Here is a 19,866-nt window from a genome sequence, read left to right as displayed (position 1 = left end):
CGTTTTGACTACTAAATTCGAAAGCACCTCGTACATTTTTTGTTGAGACATTCCGGTTCTGCTCTCGTATTGGACCTCAAGGCTTATGTCCACACTGTGATGAACCGGTTGCCTACTTGGATCTCGATAACTGATAGACACTCTACTTCCACTGTCAAGGACTAAATAAAGATCAAAAGTCAATGACAGTTCTATAACCACTTACTAAGATAGACACAGTTCCAAAGACTCTATGGCCTATTTGCACAACTTTAGGCACACGACCCCGCCAAGCAGAGCTCGCCGAGACAGCGACAGACGCAACCGCGCCACTCCCAACCCTCGCCGAGGTCGAGTCCCTGCGCGACCAGCTCCGGGCTGTTGCCCACCACGGGCCGGGACCTGTCAGAAAAGCGGTCGCATAGGCCTTCGTGCACAGCCTCACCGTGGAGACCCGAGATAGGATCTTGCCGAAATTCGAGATCCGGCGTGGACTTAGCATCGAGGACACCGGCGGACATGACGGAAACTCCTCCCAAGGGAGGGTGTTCGCGTCATGACACCTACGGTGGGCACTAGAGGACTCGAACCTCCGACCTCAGCCGTGTGAAGGCTGCGCTCTAACCAGCTGAGCTAAGCGCCCCTAGTATGACGTTTCTATGTTAGCCGATGCCATGTTCCTGTCCTCCCTCCTTCGCTATACAGGATCAACTTTGCGAGGTCGTTACCGACTGCGGCGGTGGAACCGAGACCGATACTGGAATTCCGTAGCTAAAGAGATCTAACTTGAAGTTAACGAGTTCAATTTGACCTGGTGCAACTTCGACTTCTAGCTTTGGGACATAGAGCTCCGAGATGTAACTATTCGGTCCCACCTCAGCTAACACCTTAACGTTTTTCTCTGGAGGAAGGTAGGAGGAATTTGGGTTCCAGTTGCGAAACGTTGCTGTGTAGATACTTTGTGTTACCCCGCCCAAGACCGTTACGCCGCTTCCCTGCACTGTGGTTGGATCTTGCAGATCGCCTAGGATCGATGTCGGATCAAACGTTCCTCCATTGGTAAACAAGATCCAGAAATTCGAAGTGAGAGAAGCGAGCATCTCCATTGAGCGTGATTCGATCCAGATCTTTCCCTTTGGCAGTTGACTCCGTTTGGATAGTGGGTCGACGTACACGTACGTACTAATAGATCTGATATTGGACTCTAACGGCGATACGCTTTGAGGAGGTGTGTAGCTACTTAGAACTCGAGCTTCATGCTGACCAAATGACGTGCCGTATACCCCGGAAAAGATAACGGTTGCTCTTTCATTAGTTGTGCTCTGTCCAGCGATCTTTAGATACACTTCGAACGATGGCGCGCCTTCTGTGTCTTTTATAGCTCTCTCAAGGCTCATAGTGGGGCTCAGGGTTGTTAGGCTTTGGGTCGATGCCGCAGCGGCTTTACCGCAGGACGAAAGTACCACAGCCGTGCTAAAGGTAACGGCAGCTTTGAGAACTTGTTCTCGTCTTGGTCGTTTCATCTAACCACCTTCCCTGCGTATTCGTATCTACTTTCAAAAAGCCTAAAGGAGTATTCGAAGGAGGCACTCCTTCGAACTCGTGAAACGCCAACAAGTACTGCTTGAAAGTCTCATTGGCTTTACTCAACTGAAGGTTACATCGAGGTGAGTGGTGAAAAAGGTACAAGCCTTCAAGTGGAAACTCCAGTCATGTAATGACTTGTCAACCACTACTTCTTGGAGCACTTCATGGTATGTGTAACCTTTTTCTAAATGCCACCTTCGAGAGGGAAGTTTATTGTCAAATAACACAACAGATCCTAAGCCCAATCTGAAGGAATGAGGTTCGGTTGGTGGCTCATAGTCTTTTAGTTCTTGCTCAATCGCCTTACTTCTAAGGCAAAATGACAGGCTGCCTGACCTGGCTTGGTGACCCTTGGAGGTGGTGTTGTGCTACACAGCTTCTTAGCAATGGGGCAATCATTTAGATAGGGACAGAGCGCTTTAGGAGTAGGGGTAGGTAGGGAGTCATTCGGAGTCACTGTCGCCCCACCTATTCTGCTTATGTATTTGCCGTTTAGGTACCCATATGCTTGCAATAGAGTTGCGCTGTATGGATGCATAGGTTCTCTAAATACCGTTTCGGTTATACCATGCTCCACTAAGTGACCTCTGTATAGGATCGCAACCTCAGAGCAGAGACGGATGACTTCGTGGAGGTTGTGTGTTACAAGTACCACCGATGCGCCACTTGAGTCGCTATACCTCTTAATCGCCTCGACGATATCTCTAGCCAAAATTGAGTCTAGGGAGCTAGTCGGCTCATCTGCTATCAAAACTCTTGGGTTAGACCACAAGGCAAGTGCAACCGCCACCCTTTGTTGTTGGCCCCCAGAGAGCTGATGTGGGTATCTATTCATGATCTCTAGCTCGTTGCCTTCAAAGCCAACTAGCCTAAGAATCTTCGCAACCCCATCGCTTGCAACTACCTTAGTCAGAGCTGCATCCGACGCCAAAGCGATCTGGCGGCCAATCTTCATCGAAGGATCCAAAGTTGCGCTAGGAGTCTGAGGCACCAGCGAGAGGGTGTTTCGTCTTAGGGAAAGTAGGTCGGAGTTCTGTAGTTCAAGGACGGATCGATCCTGCACCACTACTTTTCCTTCGGTGGTTGCGTATCTCGGAATATCTCCAAGAATGCTACGTACCGTCAAGGACTTACCCGAGCCTGACTCCCCGATGATACCTAGACGCCTACCACTTTCTAGCTCGAGGGTGATCTGACTAACAACTTCTTGACCTCCGATTCGAATCGTTAGGTCGCTGATGACAAGCGACTTTGACACTATCGCCTAGCTCTTTTTTGCTTGGAACTGAAGTGATCGGCCAGCAGGTTGAAACCAAAGATGGTTGCAGCCACAAACACTGCGGGCACAATAAGAAGTTTGGGGTCTACATTTACATAACCCTGAGCTTCCTGGATCATCTCTCCCCAGGTTGGAGTGGGAGGAGGCGTACCAAGACCCAGGTATGAAAGAGCGGCTGTTGCAAGGACAGTTAGTGAGGCTCCCAGCATTGCCTGGTTGACTATAGTGCCAATGAGGTTGGGGAGAAGGTGTCCTAGCGTGATTGAGCGTCTTGAGTAGCCGTAGGTTCTTGCAAGAGTTATGAATCCACGACCTATAATTGCCCGAGTGCGGATTCGTATGACCCTAGCCACACTTGGGATGAAAGCGATTCCAACGGATATCGCGGCGACGAAGGTGCTAGCACCGAGAACTGTAACTAAAGTGATCGCAAGTAAAAGTGCCGGAAAGCCATAGAGTGTGTCGATAACCAAGGATACGGCAAAGTCGACGACGGTGTCTTTCATCCAGGCCGACAGCGTCCCAAGGAACACTCCGAATGGCACCGACACGACAAGTGCAAGCACGCAGGACTCGATGACCGGCAGACCTCCTGCCATCACTCTGGACAAAACGTCTCTGCCGTATACGTCGGTTCCGAATGGGTGCGATAACGAGATTGGAGCGAGAGAAGGGCCCACCGAAACTTTAAGAGCAGGATAAGGGGTCCATATCAGAGCTAGAAGACTTATAGAGATGACGCAAAAAACTATTGTGAGTCCGATAACCAGGCGAACGTCTGCCGTGGACCTCTTAGCTACTTGGAGATCTGATGAGGTTGTCATAGAATCTCTTGTCGCAGTTGGGGCTGTATGTGTCTGTAAGATAAGTCAACCAATAGGTTTATGGTGGTAACGACGGTGACGGCAAGCATTACTATATCTTGCACCAAGATAAGGTCGCGATTTTCTACAGCGTTTAGCAGTAGCGTTCCTAGACCTGGAAGCCCAAAGACGTTCTCGACCACTACCGCACCTACAAGTAGTCCAGATGCTTCGAGGCCTATAACGGTCAGTAACGGTGCCGTGATATTGCGGAGACCATGATGGAGAAAGATCCAAGTGTCACGTCTGCCGCGAAGCCGAGCTGCGTCTACATATGGAGTGTTCATGACCTCCTCTATGAGATGCTTGGCGTACCTCGATATGATGGCTGCTTCGACTAGACCAAGGGAGAGCGCAGGCATGATGAGCGACTTTATTGCACCGCTAATAGAGGTGCTCCAAAATGTAAAGCCACTTGCTGGTAAAAGGGTGTATCTCACAGCAAAAATGTAGGTGAGTACAAGGCCGATAATAAAGCTGGGAGTAGATACACCGGCGTCTAAAAACAAGGTTATCCCGATGCTGATCCTAGTCTTAGAGGTTCTGTAGATAAGAAATGCCAACGGCAACGCCATTGCGATACCTAAGACCAACCCCCCAACGATCAGTGGTAAAGTGATTTGGAGCGCCTGTCGAATATCTGGTGCTACTCTGGCACCTGAGCTGTAAGAGCGTCCAAAGTTCAGTGTCAGAAGTCCGGTAACCCACGTTATGTATTGATGAAATAACGGTGCGTCGAGTCCTAGCTTTTTGTTTAACTCCGCAACCCTTTGAGGTGTTGCCTGTGTTCCAAGGATTACTTGACCTGGGGATCCAGGAAGAACGTTTATGACAAGAAAGTCAACTAAAGACGCTAGGAACAAGGTAGCTACTAGACGTAAGACAACCTTGGTAAGCGATCTTGAAGCTCTCTTTCTTATTGGAGCAGTTTTAGAGAATTTAGCGGAGTCCTTTGCTAGATGTCTGACGATGGCCATCAGAGGTTAGTCTAAAAGCCCATCGCCTTGGCCTGGGTTGAGGTGGAGCCACCTATGCCTAGGTAGGCAAGATTGAAGGACTCAGAGTAGCCCGAGTGGGGCACGCCGGTGACGTTGGAGGACGTGACGGTGATCTGAGGCAGAATATAGAGCCAGTCGTTTACCGCTGCGTTTGTGATCTTGTGAAGAACGGCCTGGTATCCTGCGATCCACTGTGCCTGAGTCGGTGCTTGGTTTGCATCACCTATCATCTTGGCTACCTCTGAAGTGCCGCGATAGTGCCAGTAGTACCCAGGAGTTGCATAGTTTCCAATGTCACGCGCTTCAGCGTGGTCGATGACGGTGGCTTGAAAGTCTCCTGACTCAAATACCTGCGATATCCAAAGGGGCCACTGAATGTTTGTGAGTTTTACATCGATACCGACAGATCCAAGTTCTGATGCTAGAAGAGGCCCCGCTAGCTGTGCGTAGGGATAGGGCGGGAGTGTAATGGTGAGAGGGAATCCATGTGGATAACCAGCTTGTTTGAGTAGTTCGCGTGCCTTTGCCGGATTGTATGGATAGGTGTTTGAAAGGTCGAGGTAGTAGGGGTCCGCAGGCACAGAGTCACTACCAAGGGGTGTTCCGTAACCTCCAGAGGCGACGTCGATGATTGCCTTTTTATCGGTAGCATAGGCGATTGCTTGTCTTACCATAACGTTGGATAAAGGCCCGTAACTGTTATTCAGCGTTAGCTGCACCTTGCCGTTGGTGGGTCCAGTAATCACGCGATACTTGGGAGAGTCTTTAAACACTGACACCTCTGACGGCGTTCCAAGGTTGTCGATTACCTGTATCTGACCTGACTCTAGTGCAGCGTCTTCCGTATTTGGATTGCTGAAGTAGTGAAAAATCACCTGCTTTGCTCTTGCCGGTGAACCGTAGTACAGAGAATTTCTTGAGAGGGTTATAGAGTAGTTGTTCACCTCCGAGGTGACTTTGTATGGACCGGTACCTATCGGGTCTGTTCCTAAAGTACTTACTGTTCTAGGGTCGATGATGACGCCGTTTGAGTACGCTGCAAGGTCAAACAGCCACTCCCAAGACGGCTTTGTTAGAGTTACCTTTACTTGGTATGGACTAGTCTCTACAACAGATGATACGTCGAAAAGCTTTCCATAGGGATACGTTGACCCTGGCGCAAATACTCTGTCCATCGAGTAGACCACGTCTTTTGACGTCAGAGGATCACCATTTGAAAACTTTACTCCTTTTCGAATATTGAAGGTGTAGACAGAGTTTCCGTTGCTCACCGTCCAGCTTGTTGCCAGAACGGGAACGATCTTACCCTTTGGATCTAACTCCACAAGATGCTGTAAGACGTTGTAGTCGACTACCTCGTCTATGGCTGCAGATGCGTTAGCGGTGGGATCAAGTGTCACCGGAAAGACCTCGGAGCCGATCGTTACAGTGGCATTGCTCTGGAGTTTTCCAATCACGGCGGAGGTTGACTCCGTCTTGGAGCTAGAGGAACTATGTGATATCGAGTAGATACCTGCCACGATAAGAGCCAGGATCCCCAAGATCATGACTGCGCTCTGCTTTTTCTTGTCCTTTGACTGCATCAATCCCCCTACGACATCCTTGTTTAGGTAAATGTTATAAAAAACAGTAACATTGCAGGTTACCTAGGTTAGTTTTCTCAGGTTTAGGTGTCATGAGAACTAGGTCACACTTTTTAACCGGATGCACTATAAATGCTCTCAGTAACACAGACCGATCGCTTTAGAGGGTCAGAGGCGGGTTGAATTCGGTGATCCAATTACTCACGGAGGTGTGCTTTGATCCTCGAAAGGTGATTAGGCATCTCTGGTGGTCGTTCTATCGATAGGGCTTTCGTCGTTAGTGGCTCCGCTGGTTGGGCGAAACCTATCTTGGCGGTGAGTGTCGATAGCGCTATGCGTGATTTTTTGCGATATCCCGTCTATGAGCCTTACCGTAGGGGTGCGTAACAGACGTTTATAGGTGGGCGAGGTTGCTAGAGTTATGACATGTCATCGTACAGATCGTCTGACTGGGAAGTGGTGGGATGCGGCCCTACGAATACCTTGTTAGACGTTGGCAACCTAAAGGTAGGTCACTACCACCGAAGCGATGAACCCTACCTTACCGGCTGCACCGTAACCATATTTGACGTACCTGCCCGAGCTGCCGTGGAGGTCGGCGGCTTTGCGCCAGGAACCCGAGAGACCGATGCATTGGCACCGAACGCACTTGTTGAAGAAATAGACGCAGTACTCTTTACCGGCAGCAGTGCATATGGTCTTGATGCTGCAGGCGGTGTTATGAAGTTCTTGCAGCTGAAGGGAAAGGGCTTTAGGGTCGGTGTACAAGATGACGCCGTTGTCCCCATTGTCCCAACTGCAACCATCTTTGATCTGGGGCGAGGCGGTTCCTTTGTGGCTCACTGTGACTTTGACTTTGGTGTTCGAGCTTGCGAGACTGCATCATCTGAGGTGGTCGCTTTAGGTAGAGTTGGCGCTGGCACAGGTGCGATGTCAGGAGGTGTAAAAGGTGGTGTTGGATCTGCTTCTGCAACGCTTGCAAACGGAGCGATGGTAGGGGCAATATGTGTAGTGAACTCTAGAGGGAGCGTATTTCGGCGCGACTCTACTTCGCTGTATGCGAAAGACCTAGAGATGGATGAAGAGTTTCAAAGATACACAATATCAGAGTCGACCTTTGATGCTGACCGCCGGGTCTCTGGGTCGTCTGCGTTCAATACAACGTTGGCACTTCTATGCACAGATGTCGATCTGTCGAGGTCCGAACTGAAGAACATGGCAAGGATAGCTCATGATGGACTAGCCAGGGCGATTCGCCCGATTCATACCTACTTCGACGGTGATACAGTATTTGCGGCCTCGGTGGGAGGTAGAAGTTTTGGGCTGGATGAGGCTGACAGGGTTCACCGCCTTGAGGCTCTGAGTCAACTTTTCGAGGTTGCATCAGACACGCTCTCAAGAGCCATCGTGCATGGAGTCCTAAGTGCCAACAGCGGCTAGGAGGGTGTGCACAGGTTGGAGGATTGAAGGTCATGATCGATCTGTAACGTAGTTAGGTACTTTGAGCACCAGGTGCCCACGCTCTGAGCGGCGAGGGGTCTGGCGATGAGGTAACCTTGCGCTAGGTCACAACCCATCTCAGAGAGGAAATTTAGCTGTTCAGGTAGCTCGACACCTTCCGCCACGGCGAGAACACCTAAGGAGTGGGCTATATCAACTTGAGTTTTGACCAGGACTCTTGATCTTTTGGATCCTTGAACCCTTTCAATGAAAGACTTGTCTATCTTTAGTTCTGCTAACGATATTGTGCGTAGTTGCATAAGTGATGTGAACCCAGTGCCAAAGTCGTCCATAGAAAAAACGGCTCCAAGATCTCCCAGTTCTCTTACTGCACTAAGAAGGTTCTTTGAGGTGGTTAGTTCTACTGACTCAGTAATTTCAAAGATAATACCGTCTAACGGACGGCTTGTATACAGCAGGTGGGCGACGGGGTCGAGCCACTTCGTAGAAGATAAAGTCGATGGCGAGATATTTACAGCTATCGTTACTTCGGGATTATCTACCCTGAGTGCGGCAAGCATCTTTTTCGCCTCTATTAATACCTTGCGGGTTAGTTCGTCTATCAGGCCTAAAGACTCAAGTATCTCGATGATCCTTTGGGTTGGGGCGGGTGACTCGCTGTTCAAAGGCATCCTTAGGAGGGCTTCGAAAGATGTGATGGCTCTATCTAATATACGCATCTTTGGCTGGAAGTGAAGTTCGAACCGGTTAGAGCTGAGAGCAGATACTACTCGCTCGACCTCTGACATACTCTCTGCTGGCGGAATCGGAGTGGCCCTTCGAGATGAACGATGAGATGTATTTTTAGACTTTAGATTATCGAGGAGAGCTTTCGAGAGGTTCTGTTTTGGTGTCAGTGTGAGATCGCAGCGTGTAAGTGAGGCGCTGTACCCTATCGAAAACTCTATCGAATCTATCTCGGTCTCAAATCGTCGGGCATTCGACAAGGCCCTTAGAACGTCCTTGCAAAATGCGAACGAGACGCGAGGTAACCAGCAGGCTAGCTGCGACTGACCAACCCTAAAGACCTCATGGTTCGCCGAAACCTTCAATAAAAGCTGTGCGAGTTGCTCCAGTATCTTTTCAAAGATATCGAACCCGAAGTCCTGCTGAATCTTATCGGCATCGTGAAGGGTCACAATGATAAGGTGCGATTTACAGAGCCCCTTGGGAGCGAACAACATAGTCTCATCCATGACGTCGTAGAGGGCTCTCGCAACACGAAGCTTCGTGGTTGGATCGGTCTCTCCCAGTCTCTTTTGGAGTCTTGCGGTTACAAAGCGCCTCTGTGCGTTCAGGTAGAGATAGGCTGCTCTAGAGATCTGAGCCATAGTCTCTTGGGCAAAATGACCTCTTTGATGAATCAAGAAGGCAGAAACCTGCTCCCTATTTGATCCTAGTTCGGGATCCCTGGGTACGACCAAAACCGAGATCTCTGTAGTAGGAGGGTTCTGTTTGTTGCTAGACGTAGATGTGTGAAAGTGCCCAAGTGAGAGTCGCCTTATCGAGCTTTTGATAATCTCTAAGGAGCCAGGGGAGAGCGTTAGAGAGTCTTTTCCTCCAGCAACGCCATTGCGTTCCCCTGGGCCTAAAGAGACTAGTTCAGTGCTGAGATCCGGTGAGACAGACTGAACGACCGTTAGAAACCCGTCGTCTAGCTCCTCTTGGCTTACAGCCGTTGCACACAGGTTGGCGAAACTTAGTTGAATCTCAGACTGTGATATAGCGGCTGTAAGGTTGGAATGTAGTCTATGTTCCTCGGTGGTGTCTAAGACGACTCCCCGCAGGGGAAGAGGCTTATTAGCGTCACTAAATGATGCCCATATCGTGAGGTTACGGTCTTTGTAAGAAAGGGTTGTCTCGTGGGGAGAAGCGTCCCTTCTCTTTTGATCAGGATTCGGAGACTCACTGAGACTCATTAATCTATACACCTCGTCGAGGTCGACCTCTTTGGATAGAGCTCCAAAGTGACGTCTTTTGTTGATTGAACGCTCTATGGTCAGTCCTATGTGAGCCCAATCTGCTCCTTCGAGAATCAGGCTGGTGATGTGGTCGTGTCTGTGCTTCAAAGTGGTCAAAAGAGAGGTGTCGGCGACTGTAATGACCATCAGTTCTTTGTTCGGCAGATTCCGATCCATCACCTTCTTTACGCTGAAGCGTAGAGATCTAACCTTGCCTTTCTCTTCCCACCAGGTCTTTACTAGCTCCAAGGGCTTATTCGTGTTGTTCTCTTTGGAGTCTTGAGTCAAATCAAGTAGCTTTAGGCTTCTGCACATGGGCTCGGGAATCATATCGTAAAGATGGGCTGTTGGATGGTGTCCGTTAAGTTGTTGCGCGAACTGATTAGTAAGTATGACATCTCCCAGTTCGTCGACGATCACAAGGGCGATTGATGCGTAATCTAGGTGAGTAAGCATAGCTTCTGTTGATCTATCGGATAGATATATGGTCGGTGAAACGGGGGTAACTAAAGTCGAAATCCCGAGTGAAGCGATGTAGCACAGCTCCTTGATGACCGAAAGTGTGTGTCCATCAAAGTACTTTTGGTGCGATGAGCTGAGAGCTACGGATATCTCAAGGCCCTTTTCGTTGTAGACAGAGCCGTGAAACACTGCCTCATTGTTGGCTTGATCGTGTAGCTCTTTGTTGTTTCCATCTTGGCAATCCCTAGAATCGACGAACCACCTTAGCTTTTCTAACGAGCTGTGGGGCTCAGAATCCCAGAGGCAATGAACTTTCATCGAAGAGTTGCAGCTGCAGTCCCCGACGCTGTATCTAAGGGTCGATGAATCAGGAGAAATACCTCTTACGGCGATACATGCTCCTGAGACGTCAGCGATCCCTTTGTACAACAACCTGCATAAGGACTCAGATAGGGCGAGCAAGTCACTGCTATCGACTATCGCCTTGCATAGATCAGAGATCAAATCGTAGCGTTGTTGCTCTGAGACTGTCACCTCGTAAACTCCCCCGACAATATACGCTATCGCACATCATGACCGTGAATGTGAAATGGGCTGGTTTTTGAACAGCCAACGATCGATTGCTATCGGTGCGCTTTGCTCCCTTCGCCTACGGCGACAAAGCTACGATCCTCTATCGATGCTAAAACTGTGTCCTTAGGACCTGTCATCGACGGAAATCGTGTCTAACTGTAGCGTAGGCACGTGAGAGACAGGCGCTGCAGCTTGAACATTGCAGTAGGTAGGCTGCCCTTATAGACCAAGGTTGTGAGAGATTATTGAGTCCCCCGACAAGTCCATTGTCACTTAGAGGTTTAGGTGGATTGTTTCTGCACTATCGTATGGGTTGTGAAACGAGCGAGTATCCCCAGAGATGTTAAGTGGTGGAATCCTTCCAGAAACGTTGAGGGCAAGCGTGTTACCTTTTGGGGACAGTTCGTTATAGCTTCCGTCTATTACGTGTTGTACACGTTGGTGGGGGACTACGCAAAGGCGTCTTACTCGCACGCGCTAGCGGACACCTTGGACGAGATAAAGATCGAAAAGGCTTTAGGTGTCTTCGTGGAACAACCTATTCAAGTGTTCTTTTTGCACTACAGGTACGTGATCAAGGCGGCAAATCTCTACTACGTGACGGTCCACTTCGTGCTTCCTGTCATCGTGCTAGTCCTTCTCTTCAAGCGGGACGCTCGACGATTTCTTATGTATCGAAATATCTTTGCAGTTTTGACTGCGATCGGGTTCCTCATTTACCTGGTATTTCCAGCGGCACCACCTAGACTTCTTCCACATTCGTTTCACTTTATCGAGACCCAGTCGCGCTACGGCGGAGCTGGTGCTCTCGATGGCTATCTAATGAAAGAGGCTGGAGATCCATATGGCGCTATGCCAAGCCTCCATTTTGCGTGGGCTCTGTGGTGCTCGGTGGCGGCTTATCGTGTCGCTAAGTCCGCTTTGTTCAAGGCCTTCCTGATCGCACACCCGATGATTACGATATTTGTAGTAACTGTGACTGCGAACCATCTCTTTATCGATGTAGCAGCTGGCGCCTTAGTTGTTGTGTTGTCTCAGTTTCTATGTGGTGATTTTGGTCCACTTCGACGTAGTTGGTGGCCGAAGACAAGTGTTTCTAGAGCTGATTCAAGGGGCTCTGTGGTGTTGGTGGAGGGTGTGGGCTAAAGCTTTAGACGTAGAAGGAAACCGCCATGTCCTAAAACTCATGGTTCGATCCGCTTGGATTCAAAGAGTCGTTTGCAAGACAGATTCAAGCGTTGCCCCACCTCGTCCTGTAACGGTACTTCGGCACTTTGTGGCTGTAAGCGTGCGATATAGGTCCTCAGTTGCCTTTAGCTTTGTTGGTGCGACGCCTTTTTTGGGGTTAGGTGCGGTGAGAGGTTAGATAATCGGTTTTGGCCCAGTACAGCCGTTGGCGCCTATGCTTTGACTAAGTGGACAGGTCTTTGATGCTTGAGCGATTTCTCGAAGTGTTCTCAAATTCTAAGGTCGTGGCAGTCTGCGGTGCTGGACTCTCGACCGCATCGGGAATTCCGGACTACCGAGGAGAAAACGGCGTCTGGGTCAAAGATCCCCGTGCCTTGGCCGGGGCTCACATAAAGAATTACTTAGCCGACGTCGAGATTCGAAAAAACGCTTGGCGGGATCGCCTTAGCTCTCCCTATAGGGGCGCTCGACCAAACATCGCACACTATGCCCTTGATGTTCTTGTGCAACAGGGCCTGTTGGACTTGATCGTCACGCAGAACGTCGATGGACTTCAGAGGATGGCTGGAACCGCCTCCAAAAAGATTGTTGAGATACACGGTAACATCAACTCCAGCCTTTGTCTTAGTTGTGGTCACACAGAACCAATGGAAAACACCCTTATACGAGTCGAGGAAGGTGAGGAAGATCCAAGGTGTCTTATCGAAGTCGACGGCTCGATATGTGGAGGTGTGATTAAGTCCACCGCAATAAGTTTTGGTCAAAAGATAGATCCTGAACTTATTCGGAACGTGCAGTACTCATTGGAACGGTGCGATCTAATACTGGTCTTGGGATCCTCACTAACCGTAAACCCAGTGGCCTCTATCGTCGTTAAATGGGTGAGAATGGGTAAGGAGCTGGGAATTGTGAATCTTCAACCAACCCGATATGACCATCTGGCACAATATCTGTTCCACGAAGACGTGGGAGAGATACTTTGTTTGTTAGCGGACACCTTGGTCGAATTTCCCAAGGTTAGATCGCATTGAATGGGTGATACGCGATCAGATGGACTCCGAAATCACTATCGTCCCTGTTATTTTCGTTAACTGAAGGTACGTGTTCTTAGTGGGAGCGGGTGAGGTTATATTGGTGCTTAGGTAACGGTTTCCTTTTGCTTTACAAAAGATTCGTAGTAATGCGCTTTGGTTATTACAGGTCGACTCGTTGATGGTATCTTTGTGATGCTTGCGAGGGCTTGCTCATAAATATCTCTAATTCGAGCTTAACTTTGGTAACACTTGATTCGAAAACATCTCTGTCCAAACATGTGACGAGGTGTAAGGTGGAAAGTGATGTTGCCGTTGCCCGGCTGTTGAACAACTATGCGGAGATCGCTGATCGACCTATTGCTTTACTATCCAAAGACCGGATCTGGTGGGTAAATGAAAGCCTCTGTAAGCTGGTTGCACAAGCAGCGTCTGGACTTTTGGGTTCCGATATTTCCCGTCTATTTTCCGCCCCCTTGGTTCTTAGTGAGCGTCGTTCGATGGTCTCGGCCAATCACCTTAGACACGCTACTGGTGTGGAGGTTCAATGCGAGGTCCGTACATTGCCGTTAAGCGGTGCCGTATGGGCGGTTGAAGTTACGGTAAGGTCGTTTTACGATCAAAGTGGCGAACTCGAGGTCTTCAAGCAGAGGTTCTGGACACTGGCTGATCAGGTCCCGGTCGGTATATTCATCTCAGAGGTAGGGCTAAGGCTTCAGTACGTAAATGATCATTTAGCTGAGATATTTGAGAGTAGCGTTGAGACCCTCGTTGGCATGGGATGGCTACATAGGTTCTTAGAGGCTGACAGGGCAGCGGTAGAGGAGACAGCGATCGCTGCCCTGTCAGGTAAGAAAGGCTCCGTTACCGCTCAGATCCAAGTTCCTTCAGGAAAGAGAAAACGTGTTCACATACAGTTTGCTCATGTTTCTTCCTCTGATGACGCCGCCGGCTTTGTCGGCACTGTAGAGGATGTGACTGATCGGCTTGCTCATGAACAGAGGCTGACGCACGCTGCGACGCATGACCCCCTTACCCAGCTCCCAAACCGTGCTGCGCTCGAGGTAGATCTACACGCCATAGTTCATGCTGTTCGTGAAGGATCTATGCAAGGGGTCCTGGTAGCGTTCTGCGACATAGATCACTTCAAGTCGGTGAACGATAACTTTGGTCACCTAGTTGGGGATCAGCTTCTTGTTGAAGTATCGAGACGACTTCAAAGCGCTTGCCGTGGTGGGGATCAAGCGTATCGATTCGCTGGGGACGAGTTTGTGCTGGTATTTCCAGACGTAGTATCGGATCACGACGCAATGGAGATAATGCACAGGCTCGAAAAGGTGATGATGCCTAGTGTTTTCCTGGACTACCTTGAGATAAAGCTCTCTGCGAGCTTTGGCTATGCCATTGGAATGGGGGCGCATCTGACGCTGGAGGATCTCCTCCAGCGAGCAGACGCTGCGATGTATGAAAGAAAGTCTTCCAGGGAAGTTTTGGCAGATCGGTCAGAGGCACGATACTTTGGGACAGCAGGATGAGTTCTAAGACACTTTCGTTGAAAGAGTTTGATGAGCTAGGTGGTCGTAAAGAGGTTGCGACTCTTCTTCTCCAGATGATTGGAGATGAGGACCTTGGTGCTATGGACCTGGCGAAGGTTGCAGGTGGGGATCCTATCCTTAGCGCAAAGGTGATGCGGATGGCGAACTCTGCATACTATGGCCTAAGCGGTGTGGTCAAGGATCTACAGTTTGCGATCTCTGTCATAGGCCTTTTAGCACTAAGATCGGTAACGGTATCAGCGATGATAGATCAGCTTGTCCCGATATCTAAAGACGTGTGGCGCAGATTCCTCGGAGCGGCCGGCCTTGCGGCTGAGCTCTCAAGCTATTTCGATGCCGATCAGGGCGAATCGATATGTGCGGGAATGGTAATGGATTTGGGCGAACTTGTACTTGCACACCATGATCTTAGGGGATACTCTCTTTTACACAGGGAGATATCCAAGGTCCCCATCTATCTTCGAGGTCAGCTTGCTGCGATTCGTGAGGAACAGATATACGGCAAAAGCCACATGGATCTCTCCGCTGAACTTCTTTCGATGTGGCAGTTTCCTGATGAGATAGTGGATTCAGTGAGATATCATCATAAGCTACGGGAGAACGACACTCCACTTTCCCGATGCTTATATAGTACAGCCTCCGTAATGCCGTATCTCATGGAGTCGAAGATTGAGATCGAGCATGACCTTGAGCTCCCTGAGGAGGTCATGTACGCAAATTGGGTTGAGATTCGGGACCGAATGAATCGGTTCGTAGAAGATACTTTGCCGAGCTTTTGACACATGTAGACGGTTAGGCGCCATTAGCTTAGTTACTGTTATGAACGGCGCAGAACTTATCGTAAAGACACTGGGAGATCTGGATGTAGACCTCTGTGTAACGAATCCAGGTACCACAGAACTTCCTCTTGTAGATGCATTGTGTAAAACAGGCTCGATCGTGCGTGTTGTGCTTGTGCTCCAAGAGGGAGTTGCCACCGGCGCTGCGGATGGATACTTTAGAGTAGGGGGTCGAGTGGGATGTGTGCTTTTGCACCTAGGGCCAGGACTCATGAACGGGGCATCGTTTCTGCACGACGCTCGACGAGCCCGAACGCCGGTTCTAGTGTTGGTGGGACAGCACCTGCTGTCTCACCTTAGCTTTGACCCTCCTTTAGCGTCGGACATAGAGGCGGTTGCCCGCTCTGTCGCCGTGCATTACAAAGAGATTAAATCTGTGGATGACGTTGTCCCTGACATCTCTGAAGCCTTGGAGATGGCTGTCACTAGAGGCGGTCCTTCTATTCTCTCTGTTCCTCAGGACGTCCAACTCGCTATGGTTCCAGAGCGTTTAGCTACGATGCAAAGTACTGAAGAACATAGGTCATCTGTGGCGTCGAGGGACATTGACGTGAAAGGGCTGGCGTCGATCATATCCGTGGGAGGGCCTGTCACCTTCTTTGTTGGTGGAAGATCGCTCGATCCCGATGTTCTAGCGGCGCTCGATGTCCTAAGTAGACGATTCTCTGTGACGGTGCTGATCGAGACTTTTCCTTCCAAGATGAGGCTCGGGCGTACCTACCCTTTTTTTGAGAAGTTACCGTACTTTCCCCAAGCAGCCAAGAAGTTGTTGCCCAGTAGTGGACACTTTGTACTGTATGGGGCTTTGGATCCCGTGAGCTTCTTTGCCTACGATGGAACAAGGTCAAGACTGTTAGATGATGCCGTTAGGGTTCATAGTGCCGTGGACCCCATGGAGGACGGTAAAGGCTTTGCTAGTCAACTGTTGAGTCTCCTCGGTAGCGATGGCGTGGAACAGATAGAGACTGTTCGAACTGAAGGGTTTTCTGAAACCTTGGGTGGAGCGATCGCCAGTGTCGTAGGGAACGGAGACGTCTTGGTGGATGAAGGTAGAACGGGAGTTCCAGATCTTTTTGTGGAACTTTCCAAGGCCGAGCCTCATCTCTACCTAGGGCACAATGGAGGTGCGATCGGCGAAGGGATGCCACTTGCGCTAGGGGCAGCTTTGGCATCCCCGGACTCGACGGTCTGGGCGATTCAAGCCGACGGTGGCGGGATGTATTCGCCTCAAGCTCTATGGACGATGGCGAGGGAAAATCTGCCGATAAAGGTGGTGGTGATATCGAATAGAAGCTATCGAATCTTGGAGATAGAGATGCGTAACGCCAAGATGGAGCAGAACGACGAAAGTAGACGACTCACCTCCCTGACCGATCCATCCATCGACTGGAGACTTTTGGCTCGTTCAATGGGAGTAACAGCACAACTCTGCACCACAACAGATGACCTAAAGCGTGCCTTAGATACTGCTCGAGACACTGAGGGACCTTATCTTGTTGAGGTAACGCTTTAGAGTTGGGAAGCTTTACACCTCGGGGCGCTATAGGGCAACTATGTCTGCGGCTAGGTGTGAAGATGCCCCTCTTTGATGTCACCTATGCCCATCTATGTTCGGTTACCTTGCCGTCTTCGATAAAGACTGTGTGTTCAGCTCTACCTTCGCTCGAGAAGACCGTATAGGCTCCACTCCTCAGGGAAGGAAATACACCGGCGTAAATAACATCGGTGCCAACTGATCGGGGAAGAATGTATACGTGTGTACGTTCATTACCCTTGCCCAGAGGACATATCTCAACCTCGAGATATGCCCTCTCTGGGGACGAATGAATTACAAGTGCGCCAAATCCCGACCCGACATCGACTACTGTTGCTCCGGTTGGCTCGAGAGAGGGTTGTTCGCCTTGAACTAGTGACCCTGAGATGTCTCTGTCTGAATGTATCATATTCTCGGGTTCCCTTATCTTTGTCGGGTCTCAATCTGTCTTTAGGGGTTACCCAGCACCGGCTGAGGCGTGCTTCCTGGATTGTCAAAACCGTCCCACGGTGTGCCTAGGTAGGGGAAGTTTGACATGTAAGTCTCACCTATCGTTCCCAGTTGTGACACCGAGGTGCTGGAAGGGTTTACGATATCGTATATCTCGCCGGCAGCTGCATCTGGTGTGTAGCTGGGGTTGACCAACGGATAAGTTACCCCGGCGATGGCCCGGAGCTCTATGGTGGTGACGTCGTCGAAGACCCGTCTGCCGTTGGGGAATCCCGCTAAGTCCCCACCTAGAATCCCGTAGATGGAGGGGTTTGAGGCTGGTGGTATTGCCATGTTTAGCCGCAGCATATCCGCATACTTTGGACCCGTATAATTCTGAAAATTCGGAATGACTCCTTGGGGAAGTCCGGTAAGCAGTATCGCCACAAGGTCGGCCCTGGGTCCTTTAATCGAGGCGAGGTTGGGAAATACCCCCGGGTAAAGCACGGGGAGCAGTCCTTGGAGCTCCGGTGTTTGAACGTAGGATAGGAACTGAGAGTCGCTTGAAGGAGGAAGTGAGTTCCACTCATCTTTCATTCCAACAGGTACGATGACCTCGTTAAAGAGTGGGTTCCCCAGCCTCGACACCTGCACCTCAGGTCCTACGTTTACATCCTGGCCGCCTTGCGCGTTCCACATTCTCACCTTTTGCCGACTAGCCGAGGTCCATATACCTATAGTGGCGTTCGGATCGTCTACGCCAGTAGGCATAGAGCCGTTGGCTGTCAACATGGAGATAGGTACCTGAATAGCAATCGTATGGACGTTTAGACCGGCCGTTGCATTGACACCCGCTGCGGCGGCCGACGGTATCAACTGTAGCTCCTGAAATGGCCTGAGATCCCCAAGATCAAAGATCGAACCTAGGTCTACATAAAAACCTTCGGCGCGCTGTCCTGCGAATACCTTCTCTCCAGTTGGAAGAGACTGTACTGCTTGTTGGGCTAGAGGTGCATATGAAGGGATGGATCTTGGTCCCACATTGCATGGAGGGCATGGCAGATTCTCTGCGAGCATTGTGTAACCGCCGCTTTGTCTGTCGTAACGTCCGACTGAGTAGAACTGCTTTCTGTTCCAGTTAGGACTATCGATTGAGGTTATCTGACCTGTGTTGTACAAAAAGGTATTTGGATTCTCATATACCGTCTTGAATCTAAAGCGGTAGCTGATGTCGGTCTCTGGTGAGTTCGAGTTGGATATGTTAATCGAGTAGAGAACGTCGTCTCCAAACTCATAGAAGTTGGGTCCACCTGAGGGGAGCTGGAGTGGGACGTAGTTGGCGATGATGGTAACTGTATCTGGACTATCAGGACTGACGAAGGCGTATAGATCTGTAGAGTCCGCAACGGCGTCTTTTGAGATCTCGGGTGCTTCACGATGCGATGACATTTATTAATCTTTCTCCTTATATTCGGCTAGATCGACGCCAGTAACTGGGCAACTAGGGATGGGTTTGTGTGAACAACTTCTTTATCGCCAAAGTAGAAGTGAATTTCACCTGTACTTTTGTCGGCTATGTGTATGACCACTGGGTCGGAGCCTTTGAGTGCTTCCTGAACGGCACCGTTTGACGTGGGCTTATTGTCTATATTCGATAGGACCTTTGTGCCTGAGAATGGTACAACTAACATTGCACCAGCCGCTGCTACGCCGATCGATCCCTTTTGGATAAAATCACGTCTCGATAACTTTGCCACTTATCTCCCCTTTCTAAATCCTGCATTTGCAGATAGAGCAAGTATACGGATTTCTACTGGCTCTAAAGAAGATACGGATCATTGATCTATATGAGATTAAGGTTTGTGGAAATCTAACTCTTCGGCAGTAGCGTCCACCCAAGTGGTGTATTGACTATCGAGAGTTTCGGCATGAAATTTAGCCTTGCGTGAGTAGTGGCCACTGTGTGATCCATGCAGATCTAAATGTCCGTTGACATCGAAGAATATAATCTCTTTGCCCTTTTGTTCTCTCGTTTCTCTCATAGCTATATCCTCCTTGATTTATTGGGAGAGTGGTGTTCTGCTTTGTGAGTAGTTTTCAGCAGTCGGAACCTCTATTTAGATGAATGCCTGTGGTCTAAAGCCCCATAGAGTCCAAAGGCTAGAACAAGAGCGGTCGGCTCATAAAGTACATGGACCGAAGATAGGGCGACGTTCAGTTTGGTAGGGTCGAACCAGAGCGCCCTGCCAACGTTTCCGTTGGTGGGTTTCTCTGGTCCGCCCTCCGAACCGGACGTGCGACTTCCACCGCATCCGGCTCTCCCCGAACCCATGCCATCTCGCTACGATGCCTTCTCTTCTATCCTCGCCCACGGTGAAGGGATTGCCGCACCACGATAGCGGTAACGGGTCACTTTGACTGCACCGCAGTTAAAGAGTACTTCACCGTCTTGCTCTGGCATCCAGGCGTTGGCCAGGTAATGCCGTCGCAACCACCTCCAGTTC

17 protein-coding genes and 1 tRNA gene are annotated in these 19,866 nt (G+C 49.9%); 6 read left to right on the top strand and 12 right to left on the bottom strand.

What is annotated here, in order from left to right:
• Positions 1-548: 548 nt before the first annotated feature.
• The 6 genes from BUA24_RS10520 to BUA24_RS10495 form a co-directional block, all read right to left on the bottom strand.
• Positions 549-622: transfer RNA gene (locus tag BUA24_RS10520), tRNA-Val, on the bottom strand.
• Between the two features lie 64 nt (positions 623-686).
• Positions 687-1,502 carry a hypothetical protein gene (locus BUA24_RS10515; protein WP_072792282.1) on the bottom strand — a complete coding sequence of 272 codons (816 nt, stop codon included), beginning with the start codon at positions 1,500-1,502 and terminating at the stop codon, positions 687-689.
• Between the two features lie 347 nt (positions 1,503-1,849).
• Positions 1,850-2,824: an oligopeptide/dipeptide ABC transporter ATP-binding protein gene (locus BUA24_RS10510; RefSeq protein WP_072792279.1), complete on the bottom strand. Its 975-nt coding sequence runs from the start codon at positions 2,822-2,824 to the stop codon at positions 1,850-1,852.
• Complete coding sequence (locus BUA24_RS10505) at positions 2,824-3,669, bottom strand: ABC transporter permease (protein ID WP_072792277.1); 846 nt, start codon at positions 3,667-3,669, stop codon at positions 2,824-2,826. The genes BUA24_RS10510 and BUA24_RS10505 overlap by 1 nt, the downstream gene beginning before the upstream one ends.
• Entirely contained in the window at positions 3,666-4,685 is a 1,020-nt protein-coding gene (locus BUA24_RS10500; protein WP_084660436.1) for an ABC transporter permease, read from the bottom strand. The genes BUA24_RS10505 and BUA24_RS10500 overlap by 4 nt, the downstream gene beginning before the upstream one ends.
• An 11-nt stretch (positions 4,686-4,696) precedes the next feature.
• Positions 4,697-6,289: an ABC transporter substrate-binding protein gene (locus tag BUA24_RS10495; protein WP_072792275.1), complete on the bottom strand. Its 1,593-nt coding sequence runs from the start codon at positions 6,287-6,289 to the stop codon at positions 4,697-4,699.
• Positions 6,290-6,715: 426 nt separating this feature from the next.
• Between BUA24_RS10495 and BUA24_RS10490 the strand changes: the two genes are divergently transcribed.
• The gene (locus BUA24_RS10490) at positions 6,716-7,729 is read left to right on the top strand and encodes a P1 family peptidase (RefSeq protein ID WP_084660435.1); all 1,014 of its coding nucleotides are present in this window, start codon (positions 6,716-6,718) and stop codon (positions 7,727-7,729) included.
• On the opposite strand, the gene BUA24_RS10485 is transcribed toward BUA24_RS10490, so the two are convergent.
• A complete protein-coding gene (locus BUA24_RS10485; RefSeq protein WP_072792272.1) occupies positions 7,726-10,746 on the bottom strand; it encodes a bifunctional diguanylate cyclase/phosphodiesterase in 3,021 nt (1,006 codons plus the stop codon). The genes BUA24_RS10490 and BUA24_RS10485 overlap by 4 nt on opposite strands.
• A 354-nt stretch (positions 10,747-11,100) precedes the next feature.
• Here BUA24_RS10485 and BUA24_RS10480 point away from each other — a divergent pair, with 354 nt between their 5' ends.
• The 5 genes from BUA24_RS10480 to BUA24_RS10455 all read left to right on the top strand — a co-directional run bounded on the left by BUA24_RS10480 (position 11,101) and on the right by BUA24_RS10455 (position 16,912).
• Entirely contained in the window at positions 11,101-11,931 is an 831-nt protein-coding gene (locus tag BUA24_RS10480) for a phosphatase PAP2 family protein (protein ID WP_072792269.1), read from the top strand.
• Positions 11,932-12,215: 284 nt separating this feature from the next.
• Positions 12,216-13,004 (top strand): SIR2 family NAD-dependent protein deacylase, encoded by a 789-nt coding sequence (locus tag BUA24_RS10470; protein ID WP_072792264.1) that lies wholly within the window; start codon positions 12,216-12,218, stop codon positions 13,002-13,004.
• A 296-nt stretch (positions 13,005-13,300) separates the two neighbouring features.
• On the top strand, positions 13,301-14,539 hold the full coding sequence (locus tag BUA24_RS10465) for a sensor domain-containing diguanylate cyclase (protein WP_072792262.1): 1,239 nt from the start codon (positions 13,301-13,303) through the stop codon (positions 14,537-14,539).
• Positions 14,536-15,339, top strand: a complete 804-nt coding sequence (locus BUA24_RS10460; protein ID WP_072792260.1) for an HDOD domain-containing protein — start codon at positions 14,536-14,538, stop codon at positions 15,337-15,339. The genes BUA24_RS10465 and BUA24_RS10460 overlap by 4 nt, the downstream gene beginning before the upstream one ends.
• A 40-nt stretch (positions 15,340-15,379) precedes the next feature.
• Complete coding sequence (locus BUA24_RS10455; RefSeq protein WP_072792258.1) at positions 15,380-16,912, top strand: acetolactate synthase large subunit; 1,533 nt, start codon at positions 15,380-15,382, stop codon at positions 16,910-16,912.
• An 82-nt stretch (positions 16,913-16,994) separates the two neighbouring features.
• Here the strand turns inward: BUA24_RS10455 and BUA24_RS10450 are convergent, their stop codons facing one another.
• The 5 genes from BUA24_RS10450 to BUA24_RS10430 form a co-directional block, all read right to left on the bottom strand.
• Complete coding sequence (locus BUA24_RS10450) at positions 16,995-17,342, bottom strand: hypothetical protein (protein ID WP_072792256.1); 348 nt, start codon at positions 17,340-17,342, stop codon at positions 16,995-16,997.
• 41 nt (positions 17,343-17,383) lie between these two features.
• Complete coding sequence (locus BUA24_RS10445; RefSeq protein WP_072792254.1) at positions 17,384-18,811, bottom strand: DUF4331 domain-containing protein; 1,428 nt, start codon at positions 18,809-18,811, stop codon at positions 17,384-17,386.
• Positions 18,812-18,837: 26 nt separating this feature from the next.
• Positions 18,838-19,119, bottom strand: coding sequence for a twin-arginine translocation signal domain-containing protein (locus tag BUA24_RS10440; RefSeq protein ID WP_072792252.1), 282 nt, complete (start codon positions 19,117-19,119; stop codon positions 18,838-18,840).
• Positions 19,120-19,215: 96 nt separating this feature from the next.
• Complete coding sequence (locus BUA24_RS10435; RefSeq protein ID WP_072792250.1) at positions 19,216-19,404, bottom strand: hypothetical protein; 189 nt, start codon at positions 19,402-19,404, stop codon at positions 19,216-19,218.
• Between the two features lie 71 nt (positions 19,405-19,475).
• Positions 19,476-19,694 carry a hypothetical protein gene (locus tag BUA24_RS10430; protein ID WP_072792248.1) on the bottom strand — a complete coding sequence of 73 codons (219 nt, stop codon included), beginning with the start codon at positions 19,692-19,694 and terminating at the stop codon, positions 19,476-19,478.
• Positions 19,695-19,866 lie beyond the last annotated feature (172 nt).

This window comes from Ferrithrix thermotolerans DSM 19514, assembly GCF_900128965.1.
Classification (GTDB): domain Bacteria; phylum Actinomycetota; class Acidimicrobiia; order Acidimicrobiales; family Acidimicrobiaceae; genus Ferrithrix; species Ferrithrix thermotolerans.
Note: the sequence above shows the minus strand (reverse complement) of the source record. Positions and strands in the feature narration are given on the sequence as shown.